The following is a 22796-nucleotide window of genomic DNA, read 5'->3' as shown; positions in this document are numbered from 1 at the left end:
ACTAAAAAGTAGTTTTAAATGTCATTTTGTCTGTAATTTTAGTATGGAATATATTTTGAAACAGGAAACAAAGTTATGGTATTTAAAGTTAAAATGTAATGCAATAAATTCTAATTTTAATGTTATCGAGTATTAAAAAATAATAATGCAATCCTAAATCTTACAGATATGAATATAAATAAATTTACGACTAAATCGCAGGAAGCCATACAGCTTTCTCAACAATTGGCGCAACGATACGGACAACAGCAAATAGAAAACGAACATATTTTTAAAGCCATTTTTGAGGTTGATGAAAATGTGGCACCATTCATTTTGAAGAAACTCAACGTAAATGTGCCTTTGTTTTTACAAGTTCTGGATAGTACGATTCAGAGTTTTCCAAAAGTTTCGGGTGGAGATATATTGCTTTCCAGAGATGCGAATAAAGCTTTGAATGAAGCCGAAATTATTGCACAAAAAATGAGCGACGAATATGTTTCGATCGAACATTTAATTTTAGCCATTTTTGACTCAAAAAGTAAAGTTGCCCAAATTTTAAAAGATCAGGGGGTTACCGGAAAAGCTTTGAAAACCACTATTGAAGAACTTAGAAAGGGCGAAAGAGTAACTTCGGCTTCAGCAGAGGAAACTTATAACGCTCTTAATAAATATGCTAAAAACTTAAACGAACTAGCACGTACAGGCAAATTGGATCCGGTTATTGGTCGTGATGAAGAAATTCGTCGTGTATTACAAATTCTTACCCGCAGAACCAAAAATAATCCAATGCTGGTGGGGGAACCAGGTGTTGGTAAGACAGCAATTGCAGAGGGTTTGGCCCACAGAATTGTTGATGGCGATGTGCCAGAAAACCTAAAAGACAAAATCGTTTTCTCCCTTGACATGGGAGCGCTTATTGCCGGTGCAAAATACAAAGGAGAATTTGAAGAGCGTTTAAAATCTGTTGTTAAGGAAGTAACGGCTGCCGAAGGTGATATCGTTTTATTTATCGATGAGATTCACACACTTGTAGGCGCAGGCGGCGGTGAAGGGGCTATGGATGCGGCTAATATCCTGAAACCGGCTTTAGCTCGTGGTGAATTAAGAGCGATTGGGGCAACGACATTAGATGAATATCAAAAATATTTTGAAAAAGATAAAGCTTTGGAGCGCCGTTTTCAAAAAGTTTTAGTAGACGAACCCGATACTGAAAGTGCGATTTCGATTTTACGTGGAATAAAAGAAAAATATGAAACGCATCACAAAGTTCAGATTAAAGATGAAGCAATTATAGCAGCTGTAGAACTTTCACAACGTTATATTACAAATCGATTTTTACCGGATAAAGCGATTGATCTGATGGATGAAGCGGCTTCTAAATTGCGTATGGAAATCAATTCAAAACCAGAAGAACTGGATGTTTTAGATCGTAAAATAATGCAGTTAGAAATTGAAATTGAAGCCATTAAACGTGAAAAAGAAGAAGCTAAGCTTAAAATCCTGCGTATGGATCTGGCTAATTTAAAAGAAGAACGAAATGTAATCTATACCAAATGGAAATCTGAAAAAGATGTTGTAGATGGAGTTCAGGCAGTGAAATTAGAAATTGAAGATTTTAAACACGAAGCAGAACGTGCTGAAAGAGAAGGTGATTACGGAAAAGTGGCTGAAATTCGTTATGGAAAGATCAAAGAAGCTCAGGAACGTCTTGACGTTTTATTGAAACAATTGCAAGAATATCAATCCGGAAATTCTTTGATTAAAGAAGAAGTAACCCGCGAAGATATTGCAGAAGTTGTAGCAAAATGGACAGGAATTCCGTTAATGAAAATGCTTCAGACAGAAAGGGAAAAACTCCTTCATCTTGAAGAGGAGCTGCATAGAAGAGTAGTTGGTCAGGAAGAAGCAATTGAAGCAGTTAGTGATGCTGTTCGAAGAAGTCGTGCCGGTTTGCAGGATATGAAAAAACCGGTTGGAACGTTCTTGTTTTTAGGAACAACCGGAGTTGGTAAAACAGAGTTGGCAAAGGCATTGGCCGAATATCTTTTTGACGATGAAAATGCCATGACACGTATTGACATGAGTGAGTATCAGGAACGTCACAGTGTGAGCCGTTTAGTTGGTGCACCTCCGGGATATGTAGGGTATGATGAAGGTGGTCAATTGACAGAAGCGGTACGTAGAAAACCGTATTCTGTGATTTTATTAGACGAGATCGAAAAAGCACATCCGGATACTTTCAATATTCTGTTGCAGGTTTTAGATGAAGGCCGACTAACTGATAATAAAGGCCGTCTGGCAGATTTTAAAAACACGATTATCATCATGACTTCTAACATGGGAAGTCAGATTATACAAGAGAAATTTGAAAATTTGAAAGGAAGTGTCGAAGCGGCAACTGAAGCTGCAAAGGTTGAAGTTTTAGGTTTATTGAAACAAACGGTTCGTCCGGAATTTATAAACCGTATCGACGAAATTGTAATGTTTACGCCATTAACAGTTGATAATATTTCTAGAATTGTGAGTTTACAGCTTAAAAGTGTTAACAAAATGCTGGCATTGCAAGGCATTACAATGGATTCAACACCTGAAGGAATCAAATATCTTTCAGATAAAGGGTATGATCCGGAATTTGGAGCAAGACCGGTAAAAAGGGTAATCCAAAGAGAAGTTTTAAATCAGTTATCTAAAGAAATTCTGGCAGGAAATATTACAACAGACAGTATTATTTTAATTGATGCTTTTGATGGTAAATTGGTTTTTAGAAATCAAACAGAAAGAGTAGAGCATTCATAATGAACATTAATTCAATAAAGAAAACACCAACAGCAATGTTGGTGTTTTCTTTATCTTACAGGTGCAGAATTATTTATTTTACTATAATTTTTTTTGTTTGTTTGAAATTTTGTGTTTCTACAGTTACAAAATAAACTCCTTGTGATAAACCTCCTGTATAATATTGTTCTTCAGGATTATAATTTCTTTTTTCGAATATTACCTGTCCCTGAGTATTGGTTATTTTTAAGCCAACAGTACCAGAGTTGGTATTGGGTAATTTAATATTAATTAGTGAAGAAATATTTGTAGGATTTGGATAAATAATAAAATTTGAACCTGAATTGTTAACTACAGAAAGATTTTCAGAAATAACAGCTTTCCAGTCCCACCAATTTTTATCTATTCCGGCTGTACTTATAGCACCTTCTCCAAGTTTAATTTTGTAATTAAATTTAGTTTTTCGGGTAGATTCATCTTTAAAAATATAATCTGAATTACAGATTACTGCAAATATAACCCCATTTGCCGGTATACCCTGATCGAAAGAAATTGTGCAATCTCCGGCGTACACGGGCTGAGAATATATGGTTTTTCCTTCTTTGGTACGATAGCATAATTGTATTGACATATTTTTTCCTAATGGTTCAAAAAACAATGTAGCCTGATTTCCTTGAACATGAATCGGAATAAAATTAGCTCCTGACCAGCCAGGTAAGGTTTTTTCTTCTGGGATTAAGTATCCGTTTTCGTCTGTTGTTGTTTTAGCGTAAGGTGTTGCTTTCCATTTTTCTACATTTATAAGAGCCGGTTGCTCAGGACCTAATTCACGTCCCATATTATTGCGGTATAAACTTAAAATTGGCTGCTCGAATTTTCCGAAATCAGCCAATGCTAATCTGGCTCTGTATTCCTGAACCATTTTACGCATTTTAGTGTCACCAATGCCATTAACGGTTCCATTACCATTTGCTATGCCTTCTAATACACGCCCTTCACAATAATTCCAGATCCATGGTAAACTTTTTTCACCAACAATTTCACCCAAGAAGGTTGGAAATACAGAACTATATTGAACGCCGCCAATAATATCTCTGGTCAATCTTAAAGTAACGCCATTTTCATTCTGAACTCCGGAATCTACACCTTCAGCAGAAGGGCCTCCAAAGGTTCCATCCTGAAGCCATCCGCTGTAACATTCTATTGGAATAAAAGGAGCAATTACAGACCCGGCACTTAACCACCCCAAATCAACATTGCTGTAGTTCTGGCTGCCTGTTTTTTTTATATCCAAAACAGTTTGCAGCCAAACGTTAGAACCCTCATGAAACCAGGCTGATTTTCTGCATCCGGGCAAGGATGCGTATATAGCATGAATACCTTCATGTGTACAAGCTCCTGTTTGATATTGAGCATCGGGAAAAGTAGTATTAGGGTCGAAACTGGCTACAGGATAATAAGATAAAAGTACCATTGGCCAACTTTCACCATCAGGAGTGCCAACTCCGCTTTGCCATCCTCCTAAATCTGTATTCGATGCAGTGTCGGTACATAATCCAGATCCATATAAGTATACTGAACTGCGATATCCTGCTCTGTACAATTTGTCTGGTGGCCACCCCATATTATCCCTTAGGAAAGTAAAATCTCCATCTAAACGTTTTAATAATGCATCTACAGCAACATCTGTCACTAAAGGGTTGGCATTTGGTCCTTTAACAAAGGTCCATGAACCATAGTTTCTTGACGAAGTACTGTTACATCCGCTATATCCGGGATAGTCTTCTTCTAAATTTTTTAATGGTTTTGGAAAATCCGGATAATCGCTTTTAAAATCATAATGAAGTGTTGAGTCATAAGCTGGCCATGAAGTAAAATTACTATTTTCTCCTTTAACGGTTAAATAAAAGTCTACAGAACTTTCGGTGCCGCAATTGTTGATATATAAGAACGTATAGGTTCCTGAATTTACTTCCTGTAAATTAGACAAAGTGATGTTTTGATCCAAAGATGTAAAGTTATTTGGGCCAGACCATTTCATTTTAGCACCAACTTCCATATTAGCTATCGAAGGTTTAAATTGTATGTTATCGTCTGAAGAAATTACAGCAAAATTGACATTTTTTTCCTGACCGTTATTTACAACAAGATTAGCTGTAACTTCAGTAGCATTACATTCAGTGGTTTGAATACCAAAAGCTTGAAATTCAGTTACGCCCGTTGCTGTTGCGCTTTTCATATAGATTCTTAATTTTCTGGATTTAAAGCTTAGATTTTCGATAGTATTGAACTGGTTTAAAGCTAATCCAATGTTACCAGCATTTACCCAACTAATTCCATTCCAATATTGAATGTACGCATTTGTAGGTTGTCCAATACCACCATAATCTGTAAACCAATAGACTCCAACAGAATTTATTTCGTGGGCAAAATCCCATTCGTATTCAATCCAGTTATAAGTGTTGTAAGCTGCTTCTCCGTCCCAGTTTCCATAAACAGGATTGGTTCTGTCTTCTGAGCTAATCGGAGAAAACCCATCATTTACAGCATTAAGGCTTTCCCAAGGAGACACATGTGATGTAGTAATTTTTGTCGAATTTAACAAAGCTAAATTCGTTTGTGCATTTAATTTTTCTGCAAATAGCATAATGACGCTAAAAAATAGAAATGGTAGAAAATGAAGTATTTTTTTTTCTTTCATAATAGGGATTTTTGGTTGTTATTTTTTTGAAATAAAATTTCTGACTGGATTAATAAGTTTTGTAAACTATTTCTGTTTGTGTAAAAAATGCTTATTAATTACTTGTGGCTTTTAACTTTCATTGATAAAGCAAGTTAGAAGTAAAATTATTTTTTTAATATGTAGATAATTACCTCATAATTGGTAAAAGTTAACCAGTATTAAAGTAATTAAAATATTTTCGGAATAGAATTGATTCACTATATCCGTAAATCATGAAACTTATTTTAAAAGTTTTATAAGTGCGTTTACGGATTAAGTTCTGAAATTTACTTACAATTAAAAATATATATCATGAACAATTTATTTAGAGGATTGCTTGCCGGATACGGTGCGAAAAAATTAGGAGGCGGTTGTTTCGGAACAATTATAATTTTTATTATTCTTTGGTTCCTTTTAGGACAATGCAGTTAAAATTTTATAGATAAAATAATCAAAAAGTAGTAGATTCGCACAATTAAAATTTAACTACAAAATATAATGGCATCAGGTTTTTTCGTACTATTAGACGATATAGCAGCAATCATGGATGATGTTGCAGTAATGAGTAAAGTTGCAGCAAAGAAAACTGCCGGTATTCTTGGTGATGATTTAGCTGTAAATGCTGAAAAAGCTTCTGGATTTGCTTCTTCGAGAGAGCTTCCTGTGCTTTGGGCAATTAGTAAAGGTTCGCTTCTTAACAAAATTATTATTTTGCCAATCGCATTTTTATTAAGTGCATTTTTACCTTTTGCAATTATTGTAATTCTTGTACTTGGAGGATTGTTTTTGGCTTACGAAGGAGCTGAAAAAATCTACGAATTTGTATTTCCTCATTCGCATGAAGATTCAGAAGGAATAACAGGCGAAACTTTTACGGAAGAAGAAATTCTGGAAGCTGAAAAAGGTAAAATTAAATCAGCAATTGTAACTGACTTTATATTATCAGTAGAGATTGTAATTATTGCTTTAGGTACTGTAATTGGAAAACCAATTACTCAGCAAATTATCGTGACTTCAATAATTGCCTTAGTAGCAACAGTTGGTGTTTATGGTATTGTAGCTCTTATTGTCAGAATGGATGAAGCAGGTTATAAGCTGATTAAATTTAGTAAAAGAGATAAAAGTGTTTCAAAATTTATAGGTAATATTTTGGTTAAAGCACTGCCGTTAGTTATAAAAAGTTTAACTGTAATTGGTACAATCGCTTTATTATTAGTTGCCGGAGGTATTTTTGTTCATTACATTCCATTTTTTCATGATTTATCACCTAAAATTAATATGCCTGCAATTATAAAAGAATTTGTTGTTGGGCTTGTATTAGGACTTGTAGTTTTAGTTGTTGTGAATTTGTTTAAGAAATTGTTTAAAAAGGTTAACTAGAATATTCAGTATAAAAAAAACACCGGCAAATGCCGGTGTTTTTTTTATCATCTTATCTTAAACTTGCTCCAAGTTCTGTTTCAAAAGTTTGCTGTAATTTGGTCATAATTTTATCAATCTGACCATCAGTAAGCGTTTTGGTATTGTCCTGAATCGTAAAGCTCAGTGCGTATGATTTTTTGCCTTCCGGAAGGTTTTTGCCTTCGTAAACGTCAAAGAGATTAACATCTTTTAAGAGCGCTTTCTCTGTTTGTTTTGCCAGGTTATAAATGCTTTCGTAAGTTGTTTTTTCATCAATCAATAAAGCCAAATCCCTGCGAACTTCAGGGTATTTAGGGATTTCAGTATATTTTATTTTTCCGGTAATGATTTTTAAAATCAAATCCCATTTAAAATCGGCATAAAATACATCTTGTTTAATTCCGAAATGTTTTAATATAGATTTTTTAATTAGTCCAATTTCGACCAAAACCTCATTATTGTATACCTTCGCCGTCCCTTCAGAGAAAATATCAGATTGAGAAGGTGTATTCGAAATTTTTTCAATTCCTAAACGATTCAAAACTCCGGTTACATATCCTTTCAATAAAAAGAAATCTGTAGTTTTTTGTGGATTTGTCCAGCTTTCTTTATTTCTGTTTCCAGATATGAATAAAGTAAGATGTTTGTGTTCTTCGTATCCGCTTAGGTATTTATGGTATGTTTTTCCAAATTCAAATAATTTCAAATCAGAATTTCTTCGGTTAATGTTGTATGAAATCGCTTCTAAACCTGAGAATAATAATGATTGGCGCATCGTCGATAAATCACTGCTCAAAGGATTTAGCATTGTAACGTTGTGTTCTTCTTTTAAAACGGCAGATAATTTTGTGTACGCAGCTGTTGTTAACGAATTTGCCATCATTTCATGAAAACCCTGAGAGTTCAATTGTGACGCAATTACATTTTGTACTTTGTAATCGTCTGTTCTTGGTGAGTTAGAAACAGTTGCGTTGAACTTTTTAGAAAACTCAATATTGTTATAACCATAAACTCTTAAAATTTCTTCGATTACATCTATTTCGCGCTGTACATCAACCCGATAAGCCGGAATCGTTAATCCTAAGCCGGAATCAGAAACACTATTTACTTTAATGTCAAGAGAAACTAATATTTTTTTGATAGTATCTTTTGGAATTTCCTGTCCGATAATTTTAGATACATGGCTGAAATTCAGTAAAACAGAAAAATCTTCTACTTTTTTAGGATATACTTCTATAACATCTGACGTGATTTTTCCACCTGCTACTTCCTGAATTAAAAGGGCAGCACGCTTCAAAGCATATTCTGTGATAGTTGGATCAATTCCTCTTTCGAACCTGAACGAAGCATCTGTATTCAATTGATGTCTTTTTGCTGTTTTTCGAACGCTTACAGCATCAAAATAAGCACTTTCCAGAAATATACAAGTAGTTCCGTCAGAAACTCCTGATTTTTTTCCGCCAAAGACACCGGCAATGCAAAGTGGTCCTTTTTCGTCACAAATCATTAAATCTTCTTTGTGTAGCGTTCTTTCAACATCATCCAAAGTAACAAACTTTGTTCCTTCAGGAAGTGTTTTTACAATTACTTTTCCGTTGATTTTTGAAGCATCGAAAGCATGTAAAGGTTGTCCTAATTCGTGTAAAACATAATTCGTAACGTCTACTATGTTATTTTTTGGAGTTAATCCAATAGCTTTTAAACGATCTTTTAGCCATGTCGGAGATTCTTCTACTGTAATCCCGGAAATAGTTACACCACAATATCTTGGCGCTAATGCAGGTTCCTCTACACTAACATCAATTTTCAGTGTGCGCATGTCAACCCTAAAATTACTCACAGAAGGTGTGATTAATTCTACGTTTACTCCACGTTGCAGCATTCCGGCTCTTAAATCACGGGCTGTACCAAAATGGCTCATGGCATCGGCACGGTTGGGGGTTAATCCAATTTCAAAAACTTCATCGTTGGCAATTTTAAAAACATCAGCCGCAGGAGTTCCCGGTTTTAAAGCTTCGTCCAGAACCATGATTCCTTCATGTCCGGATCCAAGACCTAATTCATCCTCGGCACAAATCATTCCGTGACTTTCCTGACCACGAATTTTACCTTTTTTAATGGTAAATTCTCCGCCTTCTTTATCATATAAAATGGTTCCGATAGTAGCAACGGGTACTTTTTGTCCTGCTGCAACATTTGAAGCACCGCAAACTACCTGAATTGGATTTTCTAAACCAATATCTAAGGTGGTAACTTTTAATCTGTCTGCATCAGGATGTTTTTCGCAAGTAAGAACGTGTCCTATTACAACTCCTTCTAATCCGCCTTTTACTGATTGATATTTTTCGACAATTTCGACTTCAAGACCTAAATCCGTCAGTAATTCAGAGGTTTGCTCTGATGTCCAGTCTGTTTTAATGAATTGTTTTAACCAGTTATAAGATATTTTCATGTTAACGCTATTGTTCTTAAATAAAGGTGTAAATATAAGGATTGATTGCGGGAGTTGGAAACTATTTTTTTGTTTTTTGCCCGTGACTATTTTTCAAATTTAAAAGACATGAAATTAGATTAAATAAAGAGAGAACTTAAATTCTCTCTTTATTTATCAGTTTTAAATTATTTGGTCGTACAAACTCCGGCATGTACAATTATCCAGAAACTGCCGTTTCCACTATAGCTTAAATTGTAATTGTCTGTAGTTGTATTGCTTAATGTATACTGGTTTAAAACGGAATTGTAAAGTTAAAATTTTATTGTACAGGTGTTTGTTTTGCTTTTTTATTTTAAGTTTAAATCAGTTCTTCAACATGTTTTTTAATGTTCTCAGCTATCTTTTTGGTTGGCAGATCATTTTCGTCATCTCCAAAAGGATCTTCAATTTCTTCGGCAATAAGTTCTAAGCTTGCTAATACATAAAAAATGAAAACCACCACAGGAGCTACATAATATCCTAGACTAACTGAATATCCAAAAGGAAGTGTCATGGTATAAAAAAAGATAAACTTCTTGATAAACGCACTGTATGAGTAGGGAATAGGAGTGTTCTTGATTCGCTCGCAAGCACCACATATATCTGTAAAAGATTGCAATTCTTCGTTTAACGTTATAAGTTGGTCTCCTGTAATTTTTTTTGCCTCGTACAAAGAATTAATTTTATGGTACATCATTCTTTTAACCTGATTTGGCTTGTGTTTATGATGGTCAATTTCGAGATCAACATCTTCAAAAAGCTGTTTGCTGGTTTCCTCATCTTTTAAATGTTTTTGTAAAAATGAGGCGTAAGTTGGAATAATTTCCCTGAAAAACTTCTTGTCATTTTCGTCTTTTAAAATAGCCGAAAGTTTGATAGCCAGATTTCGACTGTTATTGACAAGTGAACCCCATAGTTTTCTGCCTTCCCACCAACGATCATATGCTGTATTGGTTCTAAAAACAAGCAGTAACGAAATTACAAATCCAAGCATTCCATGCATTATTGGAATATTATGAATATAGTCGTTCTTACTAATTTTAAAATATTCAATTTCAACATACCCAACAATTGCAGCATACACTCCTATGGCGAGCATAATGGGAAAGAGTTTTCTAACGGTATCCGATTTATGAAAACGAAAGATAAAAGAAAACCAGTCCTTAGTATTATATGAGATCATTTAATTTTAATTTTGAAACAAATTTAAACTAAAAACTGATATTACCAGCTAACTCTTTTAATGCAATTTCTGATAGTTTTGCCTGATATTCTGCGTTACTGTGACGTACTTTTGCATTGACATAATTTAATTGGGCTGTTCTGAACTCTAAAGTAGTGATTGTTCCAATACGGAATTTATCTAAAGTGATTTCTAAATTTTGTTTCGCAATAGATTCGTTACTGTCTTCTAGTTCAATAAGTTCTAAATTGGTTAAATAGGTCTGGAAGGCAGTACTTAATTGTGTATTCAGGATCATGTTTTGCTGTTCGATAGCAATTTTTGAATTTTCAATTTGAAGTTTTGCTACTTTTTCATTTCTGTTTTGGTTAAAACCATCAAAAATATTTAAAGAAGCATTAAAACCATACGTAAAACCTCTGGATGAATTTTCGCTGGTAAATCCTAAACTTGACTGACTTTCAGTAAAATTATAACCGGAGGTTAAATTCAGAACCGGGTATCGGTCTGCTTTTATCTGTTTAAGTTCCAGTTCTGCAATACGTTTATTGATAATTTGTAACTCTAAGGCAGGATTTTGTTTCTGTGCCTGATCTAATAAATCTGCAAAAAGTAATTTATTATCAACCGTAACTTCATCAGTTACGGTGAAATTTATTTTTGGGTCACGTGCCAAATGCTGGTTCAGCAAAATTTTCGAATTCGCATAAGATTCTTTTTGTCTTAACAAAGCTACCATATCGGTATTAAGGTCTACCTGTGCATTTAAAACCTCTAATTTTGAAGCTTTCCCAATTGTAAAACGGTTCTTTGCCAAATCTAATCTTTGTTTTGAAATTACAATCGAAGTGTCTAAGGCGGCTAATTGCTGCTGTTGCTGTACAAGATCATAATAGGCAGAATTGACTTGCCCAATTTTCATTAAAATTGTCCTTTTTAACTCTGTATCCCCTAATTTTTGAAGTTCTTTCAATTGGTCTAATCTGGCAAACATTCTCATTCCGTCAAAAACGGTCCATCCCAAACTTACTCCATATGTCAGGTTATTATTTTTCGCATTATCCAAAGATGTAGAGGTCCCATCCTGACGTACCTGGGTTGAATTGGTAATGCTATTATTATCAACAACTGAAGCCGTTGCTGTTGGAAGCATTCCTGCATTTCCAATCGTTACATTTGTTTCGCTAATTTTTGTATTGTTTTTGGCAATCTTTATTTCAAAATTGTTTTCTAAGGCTATTTTCATAGCCTCTTCAATGGTCAAAACTTCTTGCGCTTGTATACTAATCATACAAAAGAAGAATAGTATTGAACTACGGAATAGAATTTTAGTATTCATATTTTTTTCTTTTGACTGAAATTTAAAATTGAATTCCAGGCTAATAAATTATTTGCTTTCTTTTTCGTATTCGTCAATATGATCAAATTCCGGATAATGTTTTCGGGCTTTTGACCACATCAGATATATTGCCGGAATAACAAAAAGGGTTAATGCCAAAGAGAAAATAGTACCTCCCACAATAACAACCCCCATACCAATTCTGCTCGTAGAAGCCGCTCCAAGTGACATTGCAATTGGCAAGGCTCCTAATGCAATGGCTAGACTGGTCATCAAGATCGGACGTAAACGTGCTTCTGATGCTTCCATAATGGCTTCTAATTTTGGTTTTCCCTGTTCCCGGAGCTGATTGGCAAATTCTACAATTAAAATACCATTTTTAGTAACCAGTCCAATAAGCATTACTGTACCAATCTGGCTAAAAATGTTCCAGCTCTGATTGAAGAGCCATAAGGAGAATAAAGCTCCTGCAACTGCCATTGGCACGGTTAAGATGATAATTAACGGATCAATAAAACTTTCAAACTGAGCTGCCAGAATTAAGAAAATCAACAACAATGCTAATCCGAAGGCGAATGAAGTATTGGAACTACTTTCGACAAAATCTCGTGATTCTCCACTTAAATCAGTGGTGAAACTCTGGTCTAAAACTTTCGCTTTAATTCGGTCCATTTCCTCAATACCATCGCTGATACTTTTTCCGGGTGCTAAACCAGCAGAAACTGTTGCCGACATGTATCGGTTATTATGGTACAATTGAGGCGGATTACTTTGTTCTACAATTTTTACCACATTATCCATCTGAATCAATTCGCCTTTTTTGTTTTTTACAAAAATAGAAGTCAAATCAAGCGGTTTGGAACGGTCTTCCTGATTAAACTGGCCAATTACCTGATATTGTTTTCCGTTTTTAATGAAATATCCAAAACGCTGTCCGCTTAAAGAAAGCTGTAAAGTTTGTGCAATATCCATTATCGAAATCCCTAAACTCTCCGCTTTTTCACGATCGATACTTACGTTTATTTCAGGTTTGTTGAATTTTAGATTCACATCACTAATAGAGAACACATCGCTTTTACCGACTTCTTCCATGAAAACGGGGATTTTCTCTCTTAATTTTTCAAAGGTAGGTGCCTGAACAATGTATTGAATAGGTAAACCGCCACGTCTGTTAACGGCAATGGTAGGCTGTTGAATGACAGATGTTTTAGCGTCCGGATATTGCTTGGTCCATTTGGTTAATTTATCCGCAATATCTTTTTGAGAACGAACTCTTTCGTCGGGTTGCTTTAGCGAAAGCCTGATAAAACCACTATTTACGGATGAAGAACCAAATCCCGGTGAGGTAATCACCAGACTCACTTTTTTCTCAGGAATAGAATCGTCTACCAATTTTGAAATCTCCTGCATGAAACGGTCTGTATATTCATAAGAAGACCCTTCCGGAGTTGTCATACGCATTACAACAGAACTACGGTCATCTAAAGGAGCCGTTTCCTTTGGAAGGATGGTGAAAAATAGATAAATGATTCCAAAACAGGCAATCAGAATCGGGAAACTGATCCATTTTCTATCCATAAATTTAGAAAGACTTTCTGCATACGCGCTATTCATTTTTTCGAAAAATGGCTCCGTCTTAATATAGAATTTTGATTTTTTCTGTTCGCCGCCTTTCATCAAATACGCATTTAACATTGGTGTTAAAGTCAACGATACAAAAGCAGAAATCAATACAGCCGAGCCAATCACAACGCCAAATTCCCTAAAAAGACGTCCTACGAAACCTTCCAGAAAAATTACCGGTAAAAATACAGCTGCCAGCGTTACGGATATCGAAATTACAGCGTAGAAAATTTCGTTAGAACCTTTTATAGCTGCTTCAATCGGCGACATTCCTTCTTCTACTTTTTTGAAGATATTTTCGGTAACTACGATTCCGTCATCCACCACCAGTCCTGTTGCCAGAACAATAGCCAAAAGGGTTAATACATTTATGGAAAATCCCAGCATCCACATGATAAAAAATGTAGCAATCAAGGAAACAGGGATATCAATTAAAGGTCTGAAGGCAATTGCCCAGTCCCTAAAAAAGAGGTAAATAATGATGATTACCAACAATATAGAAATCCCTAAAGTTTCAGCAACTTCCAATACCGATTTCTTTACAAACAGCGTATTATCGAGTGCAATATTTAGTTTGATATCTTTCGGTAAATCCTTTTTCAGGGTTTCGTATTTTTTATAAAATTCGGATGAGATATCTAAATAATTGGCTCCTGGCATTGGCACAATAGCCAGACCAATCATGGGAAGCCCGGAGGATGTTAATTGTGTTTCGATATTTTCAGGTCCTAATTCTGCGCCTCCAACATCGCTCAGACGGATAATTTTATCGCCCTCTGTACGAATGATAATGTTATTGAATTCTTCCGGTTTAGAAAGATTTCCGATTGTTTTTACGGTAAGTTCAGTATTGTCTCCGGTCAGTTTACCTGAAGGTAATTCGACATTTTGTGCATTTAAGGCATTACGAACATCGGCTACGGTACATTTGTAAGCCGTTAATTTTACCGGATCAATCCATAAACGCATGGCGTACCGTTTTTGTCCCCAAATCTGAACGCCACTCACGCCCGGAATGGTTTCTAAACGCTGGGAAATAACATTCTCTGCATAATCACTCAATTCCAGAGAGCTTCGGGTATCACTCTGAACCGTCATCGAAATAATAGATTCACTGTCTGCATCTGCTTTTGAGACAACGGGCGGCGCATCGATATCCTGTGGTAAATTCCGAACAGCCTGCGAAACCTTGTCACGAACATCATTTGCCGCTTCTTCAAGGTTTTTGTCTAAGTTAAATTCGATGGTAATATTACTGCTTCCCTGATTACTGGATGATGTAATATTTCGGATTCCGTCAATAGCATTTACAGCTTTTTCCAGAGGTTCGGTTATCTGTGATTCAATAATGTCAGAATTAGCTCCTGTGTAATTGGTCCTTATCGAAACCTGAGCGGGATCAATGGAAGGAAATTCACGAACACCCAAAAAAGTATAACCAATAAAGCCGAATAAAATAATTAAAAGATTCAGTACAATGGTTAAAACAGGTCTTTTTATACTTGTGGTTGATAAACTCATTTTGTTTTATGATTTTAAGTCTCTAAATTTAAATTTCTAAACTTTAGATTTTATGACTTTAGATTTTATGACTTTAGACTTTAAGACTTTAGACTTTAAGACTTATTTTACTTTAACTTTTATCGGAGCTTCGTCTTTTAAAGACATTACACCACTTGTAATTAAAGTGTCGCCTGCTTTTAATCCTGACAAAATTAAAACTGAAGCATCGGTTCTGGTGGCTGCTTCTACTTTAATTTCTTTGGCTTTGCCCATATTGGCAATGTATACTTTTTTACCATCCTGAATCGGTACAATAGCTTCTGATGGAATCACGATTGCGTCTTTAATAATGTTTAAAGGCAGTTTTACATCGGCAAAGGTTCCCGGAAAAAGTTTTCCGTCACTATTTTCTGCAATGGCACGGATTTTTAAAGTACGTGTTGCCACTTCTACCTCCGGTTCGATGGCGTATATTTTAGCTTTATACACTTTGTCTGATCCTGAAACAGAAAAATCAATAACAGAACCCGAAGTTACCTGAGCAGCATATTTTTCAGGTATAGAGAATGTGATTTTTAGTTTGCCTGTATTGACCAGTTTTGCTACTAAAACAGTTGGCGTAATATAAGTTCCCGGTGAAATAGAACGCAATCCGATTTTTCCTGAAAAAGGCGCTTTTACAGAAGTTTTGGCAATCTGTGCGCTTATCAATTGTCTCTGTGCTTTCGCGGAAGCGTAATCCGCATTGGCAACATCAAATTCTTCCTGGCTTATAGCCTCTTTTTGTAACAATAATTTAGCTCTTCTTTGATTTTCGCCTGCCAGACCTTCTTTTGTCTGAGCCTGTCTCAGCTGAGCTCTCAATTCAATATCATTTACCTTAAAAAGTACCTGACCTTTCTTTACATTACTTCCTTCGCTAAAGTAGATCCCTTCAACAATTCCGGAAATTTCACTGTGAATCTCAACCTGTTCATTGGCTTCAATAGATCCTGATAACGATAAATTATTGTCAAAAACCGAAGTTTTGATCACAATTCCTGTAACAGTTGTAGGTCTGTCCTTATCGCCAAATTTTTTAGATTCTTCATTTTTCTTTTTGTTGGATATCACACGGTAAGTGATAAACCCCCGAGTAGTATAATTATAAGGGCGTAAATTAGGTGTTTTAGTTTCATGAAAATTGAGGTAAATGAGTTTTATGTCTCGAATTGGTGATTACAAATTTAGTTTTTTGATATGAATACAAAAGGGCTTAATGGTTATTTAACACTTGTATGTACAAGTGTTTTTAAAGCTATTTTGTTTCAATTTTTCTAATGCTAATAAACTTAGACATTGGTGTTGAAAAAAGGTTTAATTGAAAAACTTTTTTTTAAAAATAAATTTGAGAAGCGAATCCTGCTGTACGCTGTATCTTTTATACCGAACCCCGGTATAAAAGGATGTCGCTTCCATCAGGGCTAGGGATATTAAGGATAAAGATATTTTGTTTTAATTATTTATGACTGCAAAAAAAAATGCAATAAGACCAAACGTTTTATTGCATTTAAATATTGATTTCCAAAACTTACTATGAATTGCTAAACTGCAGATTGCTCAGGTTTTTATAAATTCCGTTTTCAAGGTTAATCAGCTCCTGATGCGTTCCTTCTTCGGTGATTCTTCCATTATCCAGAACTAAAATTTTGTCGGCGTTTCTAATCGTCGAAAGACGGTGTGCAATGATAATGCTGGTTCTTCCTTCCATCAAAACTTCTAAAGCTTCCTGAACCAGTTTTTCGCTTTCGCTGTCTAAAGAAGAAGTTGCTTCATCCAAAATTAAAATACTCGGGTTTTTTAATAATGCTCTTGCGATTGCAATACGCTGACGTTGGCCTCCTGATAATTTTACACCGCGTTCTCCCACCAGCGTTTCGAATTTTTCAGGGAAACCGTCTATAAAGTTCAATGCATTGGCTTGTTTTGCGGCCAGTATTATTTCTTCATCTGAAGCATCCGGTTTTCCGTAGGCAATATTTTCCCGGATAGTTCCTCCAAATAAAATCACATCCTGCGGAACGATACTCATATTTCCGCGCAGGTTTTCCAGATCGTAATCGTAAATATTTTTTCCATCCACTAAAATTTCTCCTGATGTAATATCGTAAAAACGTAATAGTAACGAAGAAATAGTCGATTTTCCGGCGCCACTTGGCCCTACAAGCGCAATCTTCTGACCAAAATCAGCATTGAAATTAACCTCTTTCAATACCTGAATTTCTTTTCTTGAAGGATAACTGAAAGCCACATTTTTAAAAGTGACATTACCTTTAATTTTTTCTATAGGAAATGCTTTTGGGTTTGCATTGATGGCTTCTGGAGTTTCTTCCAGTAATTCGAAAACACGTTCTGTAGCACCAACCGCTTTTTGAATCTGCGCATACATTTCGGCAATACCGCCAAAAGAAGCCCCAATAAAAGTAGTGTACAGTACAAACGAAATCAGATCTCCCACATCTTCAACTTCTCCTTTTATCGTTAAGGTAATGCCGTACCAGACAACAGCCACCACACATCCGAAAAGGCATAAAATAATAAAGGAGGCAAAATATCCTCTGTACTGACCGCCTTTGATAGCGATTTTTACAATTTCCCTGATTTTGTTTTTATAACGCTGAATTTCGTACCATTCGTTTGCAAACGCTTTTACATTGCTGATTCCCTGTAACGTTTCTTCCACAATGACCTGGCTTTCGGCTACTTTGTCCTGCGTTTTTTTACCGTACTTACGAATAAATCGTCCAAATATAACAGCAGCAACAGCAACTACCGGAACAATGGCCAGCATCATTAAAGTTAACTTTGAACTAATATTTCCTAAGATGATAAATCCGCCGATAATTAAAATAAACTGACGTAAAAACTCGGCAATTGTTGTAGTAAAAGTGTCCTGTAATTGTGAAATATCAGCGCTGATTCGGCTGTTCAGTTCCCCAACACGTTTTTGTGAATAAAACGACATTGGAAGTTTGATTAAATTCTCATACAACGCAAAACGAATGTTCGACAATGAATTTTCCGTAAAATTTACAAAAAGAGAAATTCTGAAAAAAGAGAAAACCGCCTGTAAAACCAGGATTCCCATAAGAGCTATGGCAATTTCGTTTGCTTTGTCAAGATCTTTATTGGCAACGCAGTTTACCAGCATTCCCATTAATTTCGGAAAGGCAAGGGCAGTGGCACTGGTTAAGAGTAAAAAAACTAAACCGAGGAAGAATTTCCATTTGTGGTTTTTAGCATATTTAAAAATTCGGATTGCTTTTTGAAGGGAGTTAGAGTTTAATTTAGCTTTCGGTAAATCATTTTCCTGAAATCTTGCCATTTGAGTATACAATTAAGGTATGCAAATGTATGACTATAGCAAGTGAATACAAAAGGAATAATTAAAATTAGCTTTCCGGATTTCGTTTTTTAACTAAATGCTAAGACAAGGTACGGTTTTATTTCGTTTTTAAGAAGCTGAAAAATAGCTTTCTAAAAGTATTCGTGAATTTTATTTTATATTTTTTATCAAAAAGGCTTGCAAATACAAATTCTAGGTGTATATTTGCACTCGCAATCACAAAATGATAGCAGCCTAGTAAAATAGGGCGATTAGCTCAGCTGGTTCAGAGCACCTCGTTTACACCGAGGGGGTCGGGGGTTCGAACCCCTCATCGCCCACAAGCAAACTCCTTAAGAAATTGAGGAGTTTTTTTTTACGATTTTCCGAGTGTTGACGGATTGTAGATTCACACTCAAATTTGGGGAGATACTCAAGCGGCCAACGAGGGCAGACTGTAAATCTGCTGTGTGAACTTCGCAGGTTCGAATCCTGCTCTCCCCACAAAGTACCAAAAACTCCAAAGTCTTGCGATTTTGGAGTTTTTTTATTTCCTAAACTTATGGATTTATTGTTTATGGATTAAGATTTTCTCAGATTATCTACTCTTTTTACTGAATCCTCCACTTTCAATTAATCCATTTAGATAGTACTTCAATCAGGATTTGTAAGATAAATGATTATAGAATTTGTATAATTTATTTATTTTCGCAGACTATCATTTTGAAATGGCTAAATTCAGGAATAAATATAGAATAGGATCACACCGATTACGTCATTGGGATTATTCTTCAAAGGCCTTATATTTTCTTACCATTGTGACCCAAAACAGGGAATGTGTTTTGGGTGATATTATCGCCGTGGAAATAAAATTATCCGAAATGGGCAAAATTGTAGAAAATGAATTTTTGAAATCATTTGAAATCATTGTTGTCCGATAAAAAAGAAGCCATTAATTTGGCTTCTTTTTTATCGGACAACAATGATTATGAAACTTTAATATAATAATTATGAAAACAAAAATAATTACAGTCGTATTATTACTGGGTTTTGTAATATCGACAAACGCTCAAAAGAAAATAAAGGTTACTGAATTGCCCAAACCGGCACAGGAATTCTTAAAGAAATATTTTAGCAATACATCAGTTGAATCAGTTAAAAAAGATGCAGAACACGGTGAAAAAGGTTATGAAGTCAAACTTAAAGATGGGACTGAGGTAGAGTTCTGGAAAGATGGTACTTATCGAGAAGTGGATGGAGACGACAAACCGATTCCAACCGCATTTATTCCAAAAGTGATAAAAGAGTATGTGGCAAAACATTATCCAAATGAAAAAATTATCCATATTGATTATGGTCATAAAGATCTGGATGTAGATTTAACAAATAAAATTGATCTCGAATTTACGAAGGAAGGAAAATTTATAAAAGGTGATAAGGTTAAAAAATAATTCCTGAATGATGCCGCTGGAAAGTAATGATAAAAAAACTCCATTAAAATAATGGAGTTTTTTATAAATTTATAAGATAACTTAAGGTTGTTTACTGTACGTTTCGATTTCGAAAATTAAAGTTGCATTTGGCGGAATAACTCCTCCGGCACCTGCTTCTCCATAAGCCAGATTTGATGGAAGAAAGAAGATTGCTTTATCACCGTCTGTCATCATATCGAGAGCTTCAATGAATCCCGGAATCATACCGTCTTTTTTTCCAACAGTGAAAGGAAAAGCTTTATAACCTCCTTGTGCATCTCTGTTTGCATTATATTTTCCGTATGCTTTTTCTACATTTGACATACTGCTGTCAAAAAGATTTCCGTCTTCAAAATATCCGGCATAGTGAAAATAAATTGTAGAACCTTCTGCACCTTTTACACCAGTTCCTTTTTTCGTCATTACATATTTTAAGCCAGATGCCGTTGTTACAGCATTTGCTTTGGTTGATGTAAAATAAGCAGCTTTGTCTTTAATTACTTTTTGGGACTCTAATTTTTTCGCCTCATCTTTTTTAACGTCCTCGGCTAAAACTTTTACGGCGTCAAATTTTTTGGCAGCAGCACCTTTTCGGGTAATAGTAATTTTTGTCATGATATCGTCCTGAACAATTTTATTTACATTGTCCATTCCGGAAACAACATGTCCAAAAATAGTATGTTTACCGTTTAACCATGGAGTTTCTTTATGGGTGATAAAAAACTGGCTTCCGTTAGTTGCAGGACCTGAATTGGCCATTGCCAGAATTCCGCCTTTGTCAAAGACTAATTCTTTAACAAATTCATCCTTAAAAGAAAATCCCGGACCACCTGATCCATTTCCGTCAGGATCACCACCCTGAATCATAAAATCATTGATAACCCTGTGGAATTTTAATCCGTCATAAAATGGTTTTCCCTTAAGTTTCTCGACTTTTACATTAGGATTTTTACCTTCTGCCAAAGAAATAAAGTTAGCAACCGTTACCGGTGCTTTTACATATTCTAAAGTCAGAACGATATCGCCTTTTGTTGTTGCAATCGTAGCAAAAATCCCTTCAGCAGGATTAGCTGTTGCGGCAGGTTTTGTTGTCGCTGTCTTTGATTTTGCTGCTGGTTTTTTAGTAGCTTGTGCCTGAATGTTAAGTACTGCAAGGCAAAATAAAAATAGAAATTTAAACTTCATTGTGTATTGATTTTAGTCAATGTTAGTTAAAAATAATTATTGTGGTTTTTCCAGTAATTGAACCTCGAAAATAATATTGGCGTTAGGCGGAATAACTCCTCCTGCACCTGTTTCTCCATAAGCTAAATGCGATGGGATAAAAAGGACAGCTTTGTCTCCAAAAGAAAGCTTTTCGATTCCTTCAATAAATCCCGGAATCATACCATCCTTGCGGCCTGCCTGAAATGGAATAGGCTGGTAACCATGTTGTTCACCTCTTGCTGCATCAAATTTTCCAAATAATTTGTTTACCTCTTCTAAACTAGAGTCAAATAAGGTACCATCTTCCAGAAAACCAGCATAGTGAATGTATATCTGAGTTCCTGTTGCAGGTTTTTTACCATTTCCTTTTTCAGTAATTACATATTCTAATCCACTTGAAGTTTTAGTAGCTTTTGGTTTTAACCCTGCATAATAAGCTACTTTTTCTTTTTGAACTCCTGAGTATTTGCTTCTCTCTTTTGCAATTTCACTGAAATAATCATGAAATACTTTTACAGCGTCAAACTTTTTAGCAGCTTCACCGTTTCTGATAATCTTTACAGCAATTAGCTGGTCATCTTGTTTAACCTGATTAACAACTTCCTGTCCTTTTTCAACGACATGACCAAAAATAGTATGTTTTCCGTCTAACCATGGCGTTTCAACGTGAGTAATAAAAAATTGACTGCTGTTTGTTCCCGGACCATTATTGGCCATTGCTAAAACACCGGCTTTGTCAAATTTTAAATCGGTAAATTCGTCCTTAAATTTATACCCTGTATCTCCTGAACCGGTCCCAAGAGGATCTCCGGTCTGAATCATGAAATTTTCAATAACCCTGTGAAATTTTAATCCGTCAAAAAAAGGTTTGTTTTTTAAATTTTCATTTACAAATTCATTTTTACCTTCAGCTAAGGTTACAAAATTAGCAACAGTTACGGGTGCTTTTTTATAATCTAATTCTACAATAATATTTCCTTTGTTTGTTTCTATTTCAGCATATAATCCATCAGGCAGATTACTGTGCTCGTCTTTGCAGGAATAAAATGAAGTAACGGCTAATAACAATAATAAAATACTTTTTTTCATTTTTGAAATGTTGTTTTTATGGGGTTAATGTGTCTTTTTTTGTTTCAATTGCAGTTTTAGTGCTTGTTGCTTTAGCAGGTGTAGTTGCAGTTGTTACTGGTCCTGCTTCAGGATCAGGAACAAAATTACGAAGTGTAACCGTACAGATTAACGATTCATTGGTTCCTATTTTTTTATTGTCTCCATGATATCCATAAGCAATATGTGAAGGAAACAAGAAAGTAACGGTTTCATTTTTATGCATTAATTTAATACCATCACGTAATCCCATCATGATATCTTGTTTGTCAACATAATACGTTTGTGGGCCAAGTTCAGCTTCAGAATATATTATTTTACCTTCAATGTCTTTTATTTCTAAATTAAAATAAGCGATATCTCCTTTTTGGGGTGTTTGGGTATCGGTTAAATTTCTTTCGTCATAAGACAGCCAGTATCCTTTTCGGGTAGCATAGTATTTTACTTTCGGATTATTTTTGATGATATTTTTGATAACATCTTCTTCGCTTGCAACCAGTTTTTTATTTCTGTCAGCCGATTTTTTCATAAACGTTCCTGAAGCTTGAGAAACTGGTCTTCTGGCTTCTTCATGATGTTTACAACTAACAAATAAAACAGTACAAAGCAACGTATAAACGCTTAGTTTTATATAGTTCATAATTGA

Annotated in this window: 12 protein-coding genes, 2 tRNA genes and 1 pseudogene; 5 read left to right on the top strand and 10 right to left on the bottom strand. The window is 35.1% G+C overall.

Features of this window, described 5'->3' with window-relative positions; all coding sequences use genetic code 11:
• Positions 1-168: 168 nt before the first annotated feature.
• Positions 169-2778: an ATP-dependent chaperone ClpB gene (clpB, locus tag BXU10_RS22525; protein WP_078229707.1), complete on the top strand. Its 2610-nt coding sequence runs from the start codon at positions 169-171 to the stop codon at positions 2776-2778.
• 73 nt (positions 2779-2851) lie between these two features.
• Here the strand turns inward: clpB and BXU10_RS22520 are convergent, their stop codons facing one another.
• On the bottom strand, positions 2852-5458 hold the full coding sequence (locus BXU10_RS22520; RefSeq protein WP_078229706.1) for a T9SS type A sorting domain-containing protein: 2607 nt from the start codon (positions 5456-5458) through the stop codon (positions 2852-2854).
• A gap of 519 nt (positions 5459-5977) precedes the next feature.
• Here BXU10_RS22520 and BXU10_RS22515 point away from each other — a divergent pair.
• The gene (locus BXU10_RS22515; protein ID WP_078229705.1) at positions 5978-6859 is read left to right on the top strand and encodes a DUF808 domain-containing protein; all 882 of its coding nucleotides are present in this window, start codon (positions 5978-5980) and stop codon (positions 6857-6859) included.
• A gap of 52 nt (positions 6860-6911) precedes the next feature.
• On the opposite strand, the gene pheT is transcribed toward BXU10_RS22515, so the two are convergent.
• The 6 genes and pseudogenes from pheT to BXU10_RS22485 form a co-directional block, all read right to left on the bottom strand.
• Positions 6912-9332 carry a phenylalanine--tRNA ligase subunit beta gene (gene pheT / locus BXU10_RS22510; protein ID WP_078229704.1) on the bottom strand — a complete coding sequence of 807 codons (2421 nt, stop codon included), beginning with the start codon at positions 9330-9332 and terminating at the stop codon, positions 6912-6914.
• A 340-nt stretch (positions 9333-9672) separates the two neighbouring features.
• Entirely contained in the window at positions 9673-10536 is an 864-nt protein-coding gene (locus BXU10_RS22505) for a bestrophin family protein (RefSeq protein WP_031454964.1), read from the bottom strand.
• A gap of 28 nt (positions 10537-10564) precedes the next feature.
• On the bottom strand, positions 10565-11875 hold the full coding sequence (locus BXU10_RS22500; protein WP_078229703.1) for a TolC family protein: 1311 nt from the start codon (positions 11873-11875) through the stop codon (positions 10565-10567).
• A 48-nt stretch (positions 11876-11923) separates the two neighbouring features.
• Entirely contained in the window at positions 11924-15019 is a 3096-nt protein-coding gene (locus BXU10_RS22495; protein WP_078229702.1) for an efflux RND transporter permease subunit, read from the bottom strand.
• A 102-nt stretch (positions 15020-15121) separates the two neighbouring features.
• Positions 15122-16179 (bottom strand): annotated as a pseudogene (locus BXU10_RS22490) (efflux RND transporter periplasmic adaptor subunit).
• 395 nt (positions 16180-16574) lie between these two features.
• Positions 16575-18365: an ABC transporter ATP-binding protein gene (locus BXU10_RS22485; RefSeq protein WP_078229701.1), complete on the bottom strand. Its 1791-nt coding sequence runs from the start codon at positions 18363-18365 to the stop codon at positions 16575-16577.
• Between the two features lie 266 nt (positions 18366-18631).
• Here BXU10_RS22485 and BXU10_RS22480 point away from each other — a divergent pair.
• The 3 genes from BXU10_RS22480 to BXU10_RS22465 all read left to right on the top strand — a co-directional run bounded on the left by BXU10_RS22480 (position 18632) and on the right by BXU10_RS22465 (position 19816).
• Positions 18632-18706: transfer RNA gene (locus BXU10_RS22480), tRNA-Val, on the top strand.
• Between the two features lie 82 nt (positions 18707-18788).
• A tRNA-Tyr gene (locus BXU10_RS22475) sits at positions 18789-18869 on the top strand.
• Between the two features lie 506 nt (positions 18870-19375).
• Positions 19376-19816 (top strand): PepSY-like domain-containing protein, encoded by a 441-nt coding sequence (locus BXU10_RS22465; protein ID WP_078229699.1) that lies wholly within the window; start codon positions 19376-19378, stop codon positions 19814-19816.
• 81 nt (positions 19817-19897) lie between these two features.
• On the opposite strand, the gene BXU10_RS22460 is transcribed toward BXU10_RS22465, so the two are convergent.
• Genes BXU10_RS22460 through gldI form a run of 3 tightly spaced genes read right to left on the bottom strand, consistent with a single transcriptional unit; the run spans position 19898 to position 22790 of the window.
• Positions 19898-21022 carry a peptidylprolyl isomerase gene (locus BXU10_RS22460; protein ID WP_078229698.1) on the bottom strand — a complete coding sequence of 375 codons (1125 nt, stop codon included), beginning with the start codon at positions 21020-21022 and terminating at the stop codon, positions 19898-19900.
• A 36-nt stretch (positions 21023-21058) separates the two neighbouring features.
• Positions 21059-22132 (bottom strand): peptidylprolyl isomerase, encoded by a 1074-nt coding sequence (locus BXU10_RS22455; RefSeq protein WP_078229697.1) that lies wholly within the window; start codon positions 22130-22132, stop codon positions 21059-21061.
• A 16-nt stretch (positions 22133-22148) separates the two neighbouring features.
• The gene (gldI, locus tag BXU10_RS22450; protein ID WP_078229696.1) at positions 22149-22790 is read right to left on the bottom strand and encodes a gliding motility-associated peptidyl-prolyl isomerase GldI; all 642 of its coding nucleotides are present in this window, start codon (positions 22788-22790) and stop codon (positions 22149-22151) included.
• Positions 22791-22796: the final 6 nt, after the last annotated feature.

This window comes from Flavobacterium sp. LM4 (assembly GCF_002017935.1).
Lineage (GTDB): Bacteria > Bacteroidota > Bacteroidia > Flavobacteriales > Flavobacteriaceae > Flavobacterium > Flavobacterium chungangense.
This window is presented reverse-complemented; position numbering and strand designations above follow the sequence as displayed.

What these genes read in the sequence shown, in the direction of transcription:
- clpB (WP_078229707.1), top strand. Translation starts at nt 169, where the DNA reads ATGAATATAAATAAATTTACGACTAAATCGCAGGAAGCCATACAGCTT.
- BXU10_RS22520 (WP_078229706.1), bottom strand. Translation starts at nt 5,458, where the DNA reads ATGAAAGAAAAAAAAATACTTCATTTTCTACCATTTCTATTTTTTAGC.
- BXU10_RS22515 (WP_078229705.1), top strand. Translation starts at nt 5,978, where the DNA reads ATGGCATCAGGTTTTTTCGTACTATTAGACGATATAGCAGCAATCATG.
- pheT (WP_078229704.1), bottom strand. Translation starts at nt 9,332, where the DNA reads ATGAAAATATCTTATAACTGGTTAAAACAATTCATTAAAACAGACTGG.
- BXU10_RS22505 (WP_031454964.1), bottom strand. Translation starts at nt 10,536, where the DNA reads ATGATCTCATATAATACTAAGGACTGGTTTTCTTTTATCTTTCGTTTT.
- BXU10_RS22500 (WP_078229703.1), bottom strand. Translation starts at nt 11,875, where the DNA reads ATGAATACTAAAATTCTATTCCGTAGTTCAATACTATTCTTCTTTTGT.
- BXU10_RS22495 (WP_078229702.1), bottom strand. Translation starts at nt 15,019, where the DNA reads ATGAGTTTATCAACCACAAGTATAAAAAGACCTGTTTTAACCATTGTA.
- BXU10_RS22485 (WP_078229701.1), bottom strand. Translation starts at nt 18,365, where the DNA reads ATGGCAAGATTTCAGGAAAATGATTTACCGAAAGCTAAATTAAACTCT.
- BXU10_RS22465 (WP_078229699.1), top strand. Translation starts at nt 19,376, where the DNA reads ATGAAAACAAAAATAATTACAGTCGTATTATTACTGGGTTTTGTAATA.
- BXU10_RS22460 (WP_078229698.1), bottom strand. Translation starts at nt 21,022, where the DNA reads ATGAAGTTTAAATTTCTATTTTTATTTTGCCTTGCAGTACTTAACATT.
- BXU10_RS22455 (WP_078229697.1), bottom strand. Translation starts at nt 22,132, where the DNA reads ATGAAAAAAAGTATTTTATTATTGTTATTAGCCGTTACTTCATTTTAT.
- gldI (WP_078229696.1), bottom strand. Translation starts at nt 22,790, where the DNA reads ATGAACTATATAAAACTAAGCGTTTATACGTTGCTTTGTACTGTTTTA.